This is a genomic window from Psychrobacter sp. M13 (genome assembly GCF_030718935.1).
Taxonomy (GTDB): domain Bacteria; phylum Pseudomonadota; class Gammaproteobacteria; order Pseudomonadales; family Moraxellaceae; genus Psychrobacter; species Psychrobacter immobilis_G.
Genome location: NZ_CP132194.1, coordinates 2,630,623 through 2,642,990, shown reverse-complemented (window position 1 = coordinate 2,642,990; position 12,368 = coordinate 2,630,623). Strand labels below are relative to the sequence as shown.

The following is a 12,368-nucleotide window of genomic DNA, read 5'->3' as shown; positions in this document are numbered from 1 at the left end:
TTATCACACTATTAAATCACAACTTAAGATAATCAGTACAGGACCTGCCAAATCGGTCAATTGCCATAGCTTCAAGGACAGTAACGCCATCGCTAAGAACAAGCTCAAAGAGGCGTTATCGATAACATCAATAGCACGATCGAATATATCGAAGTTAAACACTATAGTAAGCGAGTTGTGAATAATGACCTCAGCTGCTAGCGCCCAAACGAAGGTAGGCAGTTGAAACCAAGTCCCTTCTGCAACATTGGTCATTATATCGGCAAAAGCTAAAGCAGCAGCAAATAATGCCAATGACTCAATAGTAGAGGAGGCCGTGATAAGGCGAATATGATCTGGCTTCTCAAAAATCTCTTTTTCGTGAAGGATCTCATCCTCGTCATGTTTCGTGCTATATAACGACTGTGCGCTGGCTACTTTTTCGATATCAGTGGGATTAGGGTCGGCGAGTGTAGGGCTGATGCCAAGGTTACGGATGAGTTTACGTGCAACAGGTCCACCAACTAGGCCGCCTGCCACTAAGCCATAAGTGGCTACTGCAATGCCTAATGTTGTCGCACCAATCACGCCATACTCTTCCTCACCTTAGTACAGGTTTTAACCATTTTTTTGGGATAAAATACAGTAAATACTTAGAATGCTGTAGGAGATTTTATTTAGAGTAATTTACAGCGTTATTTTAGTAAAAGTAGGTATAAACAAAAAGTCCTAGACTATTCGACTAGGACTTTTTACAGAGGTTCGCTAAGAGGTAGTTAGTTGTTATGGGCGACGATCATCATCATATTCGCTACCCATTTTCCCATCGGTAAAGACACCCGCAAATTCGCGTTCGCTATCTTCATCAATATGTCCATCGAAGACCTCTTTAGTGCCAGCAGCAGGATCATTGTAAATTGCCAAGTCCATCTTGCCCTCAGATTTTGCGACAATAGCAGTTACTGCAGCATCACCACCGACGTTTACAGCCGTACGTAGCATATCAAGAATACGATCCACGCCTAAGATAAGAGCGATACCCTCGACTGGTAGGCCAACTTGCGAGAAGACCATCGATAACATGATAAGGCCTACGCCTGGCACACCAGCAGTACCAATAGAGGCGAGTACTGACATTAAGATTACGGTCAAATATTCAGCAATACCTAAATCGATACCGTAAATGTTGGCAATAAAAATAGTTGCCGTACCTTGCATAATAGCCGTACCATCCATATTGATAGTAGCGCCAAAAGGGACAGTAAACGAAGCTACTGAGTTGTCCACACCCATACGTTTAGTGACCGTACGTAGGGTAATAGGAATAGTCGCGTTCGAGCTTGAAGTACTAAAAGCAAAAATCTGTACTTCGCGCATTTTTGCCAAAAAGGTTTTGACTGATAACCCTGAGAATAGCTTTAGGACAATCATCATAGTGATAAAGAAGTGAAACGCGAGTGAGCCGACGAGTACGGCGACATAGCCGAGTAAAGAGACAATAAGATCTAAGCCTAAGTCTGCCATGGCATTCGCTAAGAGTACAAAAACACCATAGGGTGCAAGATTCATAATAATAGTCACCATCTTCAAGATGACTTCATTAAATAACTCTAAGCTCTTTACCAAACCTTTAGCAGGCTTACCAACCATCAGAATACTAATACCTAATAATACGGCAAAAAAGATAATCGATAACATGTCGCCATTAGCCATCGCACTAATAGGATTGGAGGGAATGATATTAGCGAATACCTCCATGAGCGGCGGCGCTGCTTTGGCTTCAAAAGCGGCCTCGGTAGGAATATTCATACCTTTGCCAATGCCAAGCAATACGCCAAGGCTAATAGCAGTCGTGATGGCAAGTGCCGTAGTCATCATATAGATAAAGAAGGTCTTAGTACCAATACGCCCAAGCAGACGAATATCACCAATACCACAAACTCCACAAATCAGTGATACAAGTACCAAAGGAACGACTAACATTTTTAACGAATTAATAAATAGCTTACCTATAATGGCAAACAACCCTTCGGTCACGTAAGTATTGACAAAGCTACCTTCAACATTCAAATTTAGCACGTTGATAGTTAAGCCCAGTATAATACCGAGTACCATAGCAACAATAATCTTGCCGGTTAATCCCATATTCTTCCACATAACTTATATCCTTGTGTGTACGTAACGCTTGTTAACAAGCCATCATCCAATCAAAATAATGGTAAGTACAGATTTGTTACCATTATTGTTACGTCTAAAAATTATTCTCTATCATCTCTTGTCCATCTCTATTATTACTTACTTGCTGTTAGATCGGGCAGACAATATAAATAACTATTAAGGGTACTGCAATATTTTTTTATCAAGTCTTTCAATTATTTCTCATAACTTAATGATTTATAGGTTTATCGTCAAATAATAGCCTAGAAATAAGTCATTTATTCATTCTAAACATATTATGATTAATAAACTAATATTTTTTAATTAATTTTTATGATAAGGCTAACTAAAAGTAATTGAATAAGAATCAAGGTAGAAGGTCAGCTATTTTTACTATAAACATAAAAAAGCAAGGCTACCCATAATGGATAGCCTTGCTTATAGTCATTTTCAGGTCACGTATATATCTTGAACGTGTGTATCTCAAACGTTTTATCGTAAAACAGTCTTTACGCCTTATCGCTCTCATCTATATCATGATGCTGTGAGTCGCCACGTTGCAAACCATCGTGCCAAGCAGCGTCTTTACTAGCAGTATCCGTAGAGCTATTAAACTCAAAGTGGTCAGCTACTTTATTTTCGCTTAAGCTAGTATTACGTTTGTCTAAATTTTTATGATTGTAGCTCATACGCTCACTGAGGATGGACTCTGCATCACGGCTACGGTGGACCAGAGCGTCGTCTTGCGGGTTGCTACCCGTAAAGTCCGCTTGCTCAGCAGCTTCTTTGATGTCAGTTTGCTCATCGACCATCTTGACATCGCCATCCGCTTCATAACCATGATTAGGATTAGCGTCTCCTGTTTGCTCATAGATAGCTGAATCCGTATCACCATTCTCCTGGATTATAGAGTCACTAGCGACTTTTTCATTTTCTGCATCACCATTCAGCTGCGCATTGTTTTTAAGCTGAGCATAGTCAGTAAGCTTATATACTGCATTCTCAAGGCTATGCGGGTTGATACGATCTAGAGCAGTATGCAAATGTTCATCAAACACATCAGTCAATAGCGAGTCAAAACGTAGCGCATTATAGTTGATAAGTTGCTCAGCTTCTTCTTCGGTAACCTCACCAATCTGACTGGCATGAACGACATGATCTTCAAAAGTTAAACCCTCAAAGTCACCATTATGCTCAGCCTTTTTGAACTTATGCCATAAAGGTTCAATTGCTAGCAGCATCTGATAGGCATGCTCCATGCGTCCCGTGATATCGTCAGGCTCAGTATTGTAATAAACCATTGTTTTGAGATAATCACGGAAAGGGTTGGCCTCAAAATCATCCATAAAGACATCACCAAGCTGAGTTTTTAGCGCATCGCTGACAGGTGTGAAAATACGACCACTTGGAAAAGTCACAAAACTCACAAGATTTGCTGCCATACGATTAGGGAAATTCTCAAATAATGCCAAAAAAGCCTCTTGAATAGTATAAAGACTATCTTGCAGGGCAACCTCAGCATGCAACTGCTCCGCTTTAGATTTACTACCATGCTCATAAAACTGCAAAATAGCGGTAGCGATAAATAAATGCCCATGAATATCCGCTAAGCGACCAGAGAGCATCTCTTTACGCTTGAGATCACCAGCCAGCAGTCCTAAAGCCATATCAGCGGTTAACGCAAAGCTAGCGCTGAGACGATTGATATGCTGGTAGTAGGGACGAGTGAATTTATCAGCAAAGCTTGGGGCTGACTTGCTACCACCGACATAACCTGCGACAAAAGCCTTAGCACCGCGATTAAAGGTGTAGCCTAAATGCTTAAAGAATAAAGTATCAAACTCTTTAACAGCGCTCTGTTTATCTTCACTTTGTAATAGTTGTAGCTCATCGAATAAATACGGATGACAACGCATCGCCCCTTGACCAAATATCATCAAGGATCGGGTGAGAATATTGGCGCCTTCTACCGTAATTGAAACAGGAATCGCTTGATAGGGCGTCGATAAAAAGTTACGCGGTCCCATCTGAATCGCGCGACCACCCACCACGTCCATACCGTCATTGATGACCTCACGCATAGTTTCAGTGGCGTAATATTTTGCCATAGCCGTCATCACTGACGGGGTTCCCCCTTGATTGAGACCGCAAGTGACGAGATGTCTGAAAGCCTCTAGCATATAAGTCTGACTTGCCATACGACTCGTCGCATCTTGTACGCCCTCAAATTTACCGACAGAGATCTTAAATTGCTCCCGTACCTTAGCAAAGGCACTGACGGATAAATAAGTCATCTCACTGGCTGAGGTCGATAGCGCTGGTAAGGAGATACCGCGACCCACACCAAGACATTCCATCAGCATTCGCCAACCGCGCCCAGCGTTCTCAACACCACCGATAATATAATCAAGCGGGATAAAAACATCGGTACCGTCAACCGTACCATTCATAAAGGGCGAGCCACTTGGATAGTGACGCGGACCTGTGATAACCCCATCATGATCGGCAGGGACTAGTGCACAAGTAATGCCGTAATCGGTTTTACCCGCCTCGCCCAAACCGTTGGCGCCTAATAAACCCTCAGGATCATACATCTTAAAGGCTAAGCCGACGACTGTGGCGATAGGCGCAAGAGTAATCCAGCGTTTAGAGAAGTTCATACGCAAGCCAAGCATCTGCTCGCCTTCATGCATGCCATAGCAGACAACCCCAGTATCAGGGATAGCGCCAGCATCAGATCCTGCCTCAGGGCCTGTTAGACCAAAGCAGGGAATCTCATCACCGTTAGCGAGACCTGGTAGCCAATGCTGCTTTTGTGCATCAGTTCCATAGTGCATGAGCAGCTCACCAGGCCCTAAAGAGTTAGGTACCATACAAGTGACTGCAGCGGTAGGTGAGCGCGAAGCAATCTTACTCATGACTCGACTCTGCGCATAGGAGCTAAAAGCCAAACCGCCATACTCTTTAGGAATAATTAAACCCAAAAAACCATTGGCTTTAATAAACTGCCAAGCTTGTGGCGACAGATCTTTGTCTTCGTGCTGAATCTTCCATTCATCAAGCAGCACGCACAAGGTTTCGACTTCATTGTCGATGAAGCTCTGCTCTTCCTCGGACAGCTGTGGATAAGGATAGGCGGCAAAAGTATCCCAATTTGGCGCACCCATAAATAGCTCTTTTTCCCACCAGCTCGTACCAGCGTCGAGTGCTTCGCGCTCAGTATCACTCATACTCGGCATAGCGCCGCCCAAGGTTTTATAAACTCGCTTAGTAATGAGCGCCTGACGCATAGGGGTGATAAGTAGCACTAGACACAATAGCGCTATCGGCACACCCAAGATCAGCGACCACGGACTAATAATAGCGGTGACTACTACCGTAATGAGCGCTACGATACTACCAGTAACGCGAGATAGTGACAGCAAAAAGATGGCCAAAACGACGGCTAACTGAATAATCACTGCCAATATAAATAGGCCAATCGCCATGACACTCTCCTTGATAAAACAGCATTAAAATTATGCCAATGGATAGATAAGATTTTGAATAGCCCTAAAGCTTTGATGCAGTATTTAAGCTAGATACTATTTGTTAAGCTAAATACTAGTTATGCCAAAAATACTTATTCTATAACTAAAAAATATATGTCTACTACTATGAAACTTGTTTTATCAACTATCAAGGACAAAAATGCAATCCTATGTCAATAATATGTATTATTTTTAATAGTAATATAAGAGCTTAATCCTATTTTGTGATAAGTATCAAATAATTAGTCAAAAGGCGTCAAGCTGCTCTCAGCATATGATAGCGTATCATTGCGACCGACAATGATGTGATCAATCAAGGCTAGATCTATTAGGTCGCAAGCCTTTTTTAATTCATAAGTTAATAAATTATCAGCAGTTGAGGGTTTAGCGTCAGTATGAGGATGATTATGAGCGATAATCAGCTGGCTAGCAGCGTGATTGAGGGCATGACGCAAGACATGTTTGATACAGACGGAGCATGAAGATAGACCGCCTGTAAACAGTATCTCAAAGTTAAGTAAGTTGAGCGAATTATCTAGACAGAGTACAGCAAATACTTCACGCGTCTCACCCCGCAGTTGCGTGCTGATATAGTCTTTGACCACCTGCGAGCGTCCCAGCGCTTGTCCTGTCTTGAGTTGACTATTGAGATAGCGCGTACCCATCTCTAAGGATGCCAGCATTTGCGCGTATTTGGCAGGGCCGATACCGTGACAGGCTAAGACGGTCTCTTTTGGCGCTGCAAGCAACTCAGCTAAGGTGCCAAAATGATCGATTAAGTAGCGCGCTAATTCGATAGCAGACTGCGACTGAGTGCCCGTACGCAGAAATATCGCCAATATCTCAGCATCCGATAACTGACTGGCACCAAACTTCAGAAGTTTCTCACGTGGTCTATCGTCTTCGTGCCAGTCTTTGATAGCCATTATCATTCCTTAATTAAAAGTTATAAATTTATAAAATTTACGCAGTCGATTAGATAACCAAATAAAACCTTACCTAACTTATCTCATAATTGTTACTATAAGCGCAATTTTATCTTTTTATCTTTTCTCAATTATCTTTCAACTATCTATAGTAACGCTACGCCTATGAAAAACATTGTACTGGCTATTACTGGTGGTATTGCCGCTTATAAATCTGCTATTTTTGCACGTCTTTTGGTTAAGGCGGGGTTTGAAGTGCGGGTTATTATGACGACTGGAGCGCAAGCCTTTATCACACCGCTGACTTTGCAGGCTTTGACGGGTAATGAAGTGCATACCTCTTTGCTTGATGAGCAAGCTGAGGCGGGTATGGGTCATATTGAGCTGGCTAAATGGGCGGAGCTAATCATCATTGCACCTGCCTCTGCCAATACTTTAGCAAGGCTTGCGATGGGTATGGCCGATGACTTATTGACCACCGTTTGCTTGGCTACTACTGCGCCTGTGATTATTGCGCCAGCGATGAATCAGCAGATGTGGGCGCATCCAGCCGTGACCCTAAATGTGCAGACATTGCGTGATATGAATTACTATATGATTGAGCCTGCCAGTGGCGAGCAGGCGTGCGGTGATGTGGGTGCGGGCAGACTACCTGAACCTGAGCAGTTATTGGCTGAGGTGCAACTGTTTTGTGCGCAGCAGATGACAGCACAATTATTAGCAGACAAGATTGTAGTCATTACCGCAGGGCCTACCGTTGAAGCTATCGACCCCGTGCGCTATTTATCTAACCATTCCTCAGGGAAGATGGGCTTTGCTTTGACGCGCGCTTGTATTGAAGCAGGCGCTAAAGTAATACTTGTGGTAGGTGGTAAAGTCGCTCTGCCAACACCGCTTGGTGCAACGCGTATTGATGTATTATCTGCGCAAGATATGCTAATAGCTGCTCAGCAGTGTGTAGACGGCACTCATCCCATCATGTTATCTAGTCTATCCTCCTTGGCACACGATCACTCTCTAAATAATCACAACCACGACCATATGCACGACCACCATCATGATCATAACCATCAAAATGGAGAGTGCGATTGTGGCGATGACCATCCTAGCGATACTCATAACCACCACAGTAATGAGCAGCAACCTCTAACGGCTGATATCTTTATCGCAACCGCTGCGGTCGCGGATTACCGTACTGAGGAAGCTGCCCCACAAAAAATCAAAAAGACTCAGGATACTATGAGCTTAAGCCTCGTTAAAAATCCTGATATTTTGGCAACGATTTCCTTGTCGCATCCCCAATTATTTGTCGTAGGTTTTGCTGCTGAAACGCAAGATGTCGAGCATTATGCGCGTGGTAAATTAGTCGCAAAAGACTTAGATATCATCGCTTGTAATGATGTCTCACGCGCAGATATTGGCTTTGCGAGCGACGATAATGCTATGCAAGTATTTTTTGCCAAAGACTACGAGCGCGAGGCCATAAACTTAGATAAAGCCAGTAAAGATGATATTGCTAAGCGGCTCACTACCATCATTGGTGAGACCATCTGGCAGCATCGACGTGGCTAATTGGGTTGTCGCTACAGTCGCTTCCCTTTTAGTGCTATGGTCTTAGCACTATGACAGCCGCGGTCGATAGCGACAGCACGCAGACGCTATTACTGATGGCGATTTTTGCGCTGGCATCGCTACTACATGGCATAAGTGGATTGGGAGTCACATTAGTAACGACCACGGCTTTGGCCAGCATGTATCCCTTACCGTATGCCATTGTCCTTGTGATTTTTCCATCCTTACTACTCAATGCTATGACTTGGCTGGCGGGTGGCGAGCGCACTATTTGGCAAAACTTCATTTATTATGGCAGGCGCTATTGGCTGCTCGCGTTAACCAGTCTGCTTGGCAGTATCTTGGGTGCCAAGTTACTGCTAATCGTAGATAGCGCTTATATTCTACTGCTGCTAGCGGCGGTGATTGGCTATTACGTTATCAGCAGCTTACTGGGCAAGCAAATTAAGCTACCCAATACCAAGCCTGTGCTGATCATCGTAGGGTTTAGCGCAGGTATTATTGGCGGCTCGACCAATGCCATGTCAACGATATTGATGATGTATCTGTTGTCTGCCAGCGACGATAAAAACACCATCGCCAAAGTCGGTAATATGTGTTATCTATTAGGCAAAATCGCGCAAATTATCGTCCTACGTGAGCCTATTATGGCGCTAAGCCATGGAGAGTGGCAATTAATTGCGCTACTTAGTGTCTTATCCGTTGTAGCGCTATTGATCGGTATTCGTATGCGTCGTTACCTGCCACAAGCGCGTTTTCGTCAGCTTATTTTGGTGATTTTGACAGTACTTGGATTGCGGGTAGGCTGGCAGGGAATTACGGCGTTTTTGTAGAACAAGGCCCTAGAGCAATAAAGTGTCTGACTCTGTATGTTTAGCGATACCTTTAACGATTGAATAAGTTTAAGACGATAGTCGCTACTATACTTATGATAATCATAGAGACAATCGGGAAGTACACGCGGGTATTGCCTGAGGTGTGTTTGATGTCTCCTGGCATATTACCAATCCAAGAAAAAGCGCTTGGAAATAGCAGCCAAATGATACCAACTATAACTAACACTACTCCTAAACCAATCAGTAGTTTTGCCATATAAAATTGTCCTATTACTTTACTTTATCGACTATCAAGAAACTCATATTCTATAATTGCAATATAATCCGTGGGTTACCACCCAAGCTACTTATCAAAATTACTCACTTGATTATTTTACAAGATGATATCTATATTCAACAAAAAAACTAGCTAGCCGTTTCACTAAAATATATCTGCTGCGCCACCCGAAAGGTGTTGCAATGCGCCTCGACCACATCCTCAATATCTTCCGAATAGCCGCCGCCCATGACGATAGCGACGGGTATATTAGCCGCTTTAGCCGTACGCAACACATAGTCATCACGCGCCATGCAGCCCGCCTGCGTTAGTCCTAATTTCCCTAGTTTATCAGTCGCTAGCACATCAACCGCAGATTGATAAAAGATCATATCTGGCGCGACCTCTGTTATTAATCGTGGTAAAGTCTCTGTCAAAATCTGCAAATATTCCTCATCACCTGTGTCATTATCCAGCTCGATGTCTAGATCTGATAGCTGTTTACGAAACGGGTAGTTCTTTGCGCCATGCATACTAAAGACAAACACCCGAGGCTCATCCGCCATGATGCTGGCGTTACCATTGCCTTGATGCACGTCCAAATCCACGACTAATATCTTCTGCGCTTGCCCGCGATTTAATAACAAATTGCTAGCGATACAGACGTCATTGAATACACAAAATCCTTCGCCGTGATCGGCAAAAGAATGATGAGTGCCACCTGCAACGTTCATAGCCACACCATATTGCTGAGCGTATAACGCGCATTCATAAGTAGCGTGAGCGATATGACGACCGCGATCGACCAAAGCTGGTGTCATCTCAAAACCAATAGGTCGCGCCTCTTTTGGCGTTAACGTCTGAGTTTTGAGCTTATACCAATACTCAGGGGTATGGGTGGTCAAAATCTCAGCTTCGCTCAAGCGCTTAGGGGCAAAGAAGTTCGCCGTAGTGATAGTGCCCTCAGATAGCAAGCGCTCAGGAATCATCGTGTATTTCTGCATAGGGAAGCGGTGTTTCTCGGGTACGGAATACCGAAAGATCTCGGAATAGGCGATTTTTAGCATAGAATTAAAGAGCATCCTTTCAAAAAATTAATAGTTTTTTAATAGTGTAATTTTAGCTAAAACAATCATTGGTAGAGTAGGAGAATAGTAGCTTTATGCAGCGATTACTGCCTCTTTTGTGAGGGTAAAAAGAATACTCTAGCATCCGCTTGCAGGCGTAGCTCACTGAGTAGCGTTGCTATATCTTCACTTGGATCTTGTGTATCGACTAAGTCACCAAATATCTCATAAGCGACGGTAGTCATCGCAATTACGCTCTGTAGTAAATACTCAATAGTGGCGTCATTCATACCAACGGCTTCAACATCGAGAGCGTTTTTATAGCGCAGCTCACCATCACGGGTATCTAGCTCAAGATTGCCAATGAGCATGTCATAGTTGATCTGAGTTATCAGCAGTATAGCAGCGTTTTGATGGCTCTCTGGTATCACAAAGGGCAACACCCCGTAGAGTGCTAACAACGCGTTTTTTTCTTGTACTCGAAACATATAACCACAGTCGAGCTTTTTGCTACGCATCCGTAGGGAGAGATGATGAGACTTTTGCGGGTCGTTTTTTCTGGGGCGATAGTGAGTATAGTGCCACTGCTTATTATCTAAGTAGCGTTTGAGATAGTCGATAACAGGCGTCGACTCAGTATTAATCTGCTTGACTAAAGATACTTTGGCCCTACTGTCAGGGTGAATAGAGCTCTTAGAGTTAATGGAGTCTACTAGTGATGAATCCTGAGGCTCATCTACAGCATCTATAATCGACTGCGGTGCGGCGCTGGTCAGCAGGCGTTTGAGCTTTTGCCATAAAGTAAGCTTAGGATCGTCACTCATAAAGATTAACTCATAATTTTCAGACTTTTGATAAAAAGGGTAAGCGCTCATTAGTATTTAACGATTAACGATTAGCTATTGGCAATCAGCTTTTAGCGACTATATTTTTAGTCATTGGTTTTTATTCATTAAAAGTAAAGCTATCTGTAATGGTGGCCTGATTATAAAAGGCTTGCAGCATCTCGCGGATATGGGCACCAAACCAAGGGCTGTCGATAGCATCATGCGCTAGGGGAAGTAGGGCGATGCTGAGCTGAGATATCGCGGCCTCATCAATATTTAAGCTGGCCGCTAAGCTGGCAAAGGTATCGGTTTGATGGGCGTCATACCAAGTCGTTACTCCAATAGTAATCAGGCTGTGCAGATAGGGCGATACCCGCAGGCGCTCATAGCTCTGCTGCACGCTAGCCTCAAGATGATAGATGCTGCCATTATCAGGATCAGCATTAAGATAAGTCTGAATATGACTGATCGGCTGATCTTTGATACGCGCCCAGCCAGTAATCAGTAGACGGGCGACTTCTTCATTAGATAGATGCTCTTGCGCATTCGCTTCAGCGCGGCGAGCTAAGTCTTTTATATTACGATTTAGATAAGTTTGCAGCTTTTCATCAAGGTTGCGATTGGTCGCTTTCTCAAACGAGCTGCGCCCCATTTTCATAAGTTTACCGACACCGCCAGCTTTATCTAAAGTGTTCTCCATAAAGTCGTTGATGGCGTGATAGAGAGTTTGAGTTAATAAGTCAGCAAAGGTTTCATTACCGATTAAAGTATGAATAAGTATACTGCGCTGCTGCTCATGACTGCCGATATAATGCGCAACGGTATCTATTTGACCGTCATCAATAAGCTCAGATAATGGTACAGTGTCATTGATAGGATGATAGATAACACTGTGCAGGATATCACGAATATCTTTACGCATAACCTCGCTCATCGGCTGGGACAATAACCAGTCCTTGATGATATATTGTAGGTCATCACTCTTGATGTAGCGGCTTATCGGCTGCTCGCCCAGCCATTGCCATGCTTGCACAGTAAGCGACTGTGCCTGCTCACGCAACCAGTGCTGCATAAAGCTAACTTGCGCTTCGATAAGGCCATCTAGGTTTGCTATAGAGGCAGTAGATGTAGATATTGAGTTTTTAGATGCATGGCTTTGGCTTTGGTTGCTAATATTATTTGCAGTCAGGTTTTGCATATCTTTTGAGGTCATATTTG

At 43.5% G+C, this 12,368-nt stretch carries 9 protein-coding genes and 1 pseudogene; 2 read left to right on the top strand and 8 right to left on the bottom strand.

Annotated elements, in window-relative coordinates; all coding sequences use genetic code 11:
* Positions 1-9: 9 nt before the first annotated feature.
* The 4 genes and pseudogenes from Q9G97_RS11155 to radC form a co-directional block, all read right to left on the bottom strand.
* Positions 10-582, bottom strand: a pseudogene (locus Q9G97_RS11155) (sodium/glutamate symporter); the annotation flags it as partial.
* 180 nt (positions 583-762) lie between these two features.
* Positions 763-2,136 (bottom strand): dicarboxylate/amino acid:cation symporter, encoded by a 1,374-nt coding sequence (locus Q9G97_RS11150; protein ID WP_305898872.1) that lies wholly within the window; start codon positions 2,134-2,136, stop codon positions 763-765.
* A gap of 509 nt (positions 2,137-2,645) precedes the next feature.
* Positions 2,646-5,624: an acyl-CoA dehydrogenase gene (locus Q9G97_RS11145; protein ID WP_305898871.1), complete on the bottom strand. Its 2,979-nt coding sequence runs from the start codon at positions 5,622-5,624 to the stop codon at positions 2,646-2,648.
* 284 nt (positions 5,625-5,908) lie between these two features.
* Positions 5,909-6,592: a DNA repair protein RadC gene (gene radC / locus Q9G97_RS11140; RefSeq protein WP_305898870.1), complete on the bottom strand. Its 684-nt coding sequence runs from the start codon at positions 6,590-6,592 to the stop codon at positions 5,909-5,911.
* A gap of 165 nt (positions 6,593-6,757) precedes the next feature.
* Between radC and coaBC the strand changes: the two genes are divergently transcribed.
* Positions 6,758-8,164, top strand: a complete 1,407-nt coding sequence (coaBC, locus tag Q9G97_RS11135) for a bifunctional phosphopantothenoylcysteine decarboxylase/phosphopantothenate--cysteine ligase CoaBC (protein WP_305898869.1) — start codon at positions 6,758-6,760, stop codon at positions 8,162-8,164.
* 50 nt (positions 8,165-8,214) lie between these two features.
* Complete coding sequence (locus Q9G97_RS11130) at positions 8,215-8,997, top strand: sulfite exporter TauE/SafE family protein (protein ID WP_305898868.1); 783 nt, start codon at positions 8,215-8,217, stop codon at positions 8,995-8,997.
* 52 nt (positions 8,998-9,049) lie between these two features.
* On the opposite strand, the gene Q9G97_RS11125 is transcribed toward Q9G97_RS11130, so the two are convergent.
* The 4 genes from Q9G97_RS11125 to Q9G97_RS11110 form a co-directional block, all read right to left on the bottom strand.
* Positions 9,050-9,256 carry a DUF2905 domain-containing protein gene (locus Q9G97_RS11125; protein WP_201570119.1) on the bottom strand — a complete coding sequence of 69 codons (207 nt, stop codon included), beginning with the start codon at positions 9,254-9,256 and terminating at the stop codon, positions 9,050-9,052.
* Positions 9,257-9,405: 149 nt separating this feature from the next.
* Entirely contained in the window at positions 9,406-10,323 is a 918-nt protein-coding gene (locus tag Q9G97_RS11120) for a histone deacetylase (RefSeq protein WP_305898867.1), read from the bottom strand.
* 104 nt (positions 10,324-10,427) lie between these two features.
* On the bottom strand, positions 10,428-11,147 hold the full coding sequence (locus Q9G97_RS11115) for a YbjN domain-containing protein (RefSeq protein ID WP_305898866.1): 720 nt from the start codon (positions 11,145-11,147) through the stop codon (positions 10,428-10,430).
* 121 nt (positions 11,148-11,268) lie between these two features.
* Positions 11,269-12,363, bottom strand: a complete 1,095-nt coding sequence (locus tag Q9G97_RS11110) for a hypothetical protein (RefSeq protein WP_305898865.1) — start codon at positions 12,361-12,363, stop codon at positions 11,269-11,271.
* Positions 12,364-12,368: the final 5 nt, after the last annotated feature.

Coding starts and splice junctions, on each gene's coding strand:
- Q9G97_RS11115 (WP_305898866.1), bottom strand. CDS start 11,147: ATGAGTGACGATCCTAAGCTTACTTTATGGCAAAAGCTCAAACGCCTG.
- Q9G97_RS11120 (WP_305898867.1), bottom strand. CDS start 10,323: ATGCTAAAAATCGCCTATTCCGAGATCTTTCGGTATTCCGTACCCGAG.
- Q9G97_RS11145 (WP_305898871.1), bottom strand. CDS start 5,624: ATGGCGATTGGCCTATTTATATTGGCAGTGATTATTCAGTTAGCCGTC.
- radC (WP_305898870.1), bottom strand. CDS start 6,592: ATGGCTATCAAAGACTGGCACGAAGACGATAGACCACGTGAGAAACTT.
- Q9G97_RS11130 (WP_305898868.1), top strand. CDS start 8,215: ATGACAGCCGCGGTCGATAGCGACAGCACGCAGACGCTATTACTGATG.
- Q9G97_RS11110 (WP_305898865.1), bottom strand. CDS start 12,363: ATGACCTCAAAAGATATGCAAAACCTGACTGCAAATAATATTAGCAAC.
- Q9G97_RS11150 (WP_305898872.1), bottom strand. CDS start 2,136: ATGTGGAAGAATATGGGATTAACCGGCAAGATTATTGTTGCTATGGTA.
- coaBC (WP_305898869.1), top strand. CDS start 6,758: ATGAAAAACATTGTACTGGCTATTACTGGTGGTATTGCCGCTTATAAA.
- Q9G97_RS11125 (WP_201570119.1), bottom strand. CDS start 9,256: ATGGCAAAACTACTGATTGGTTTAGGAGTAGTGTTAGTTATAGTTGGT.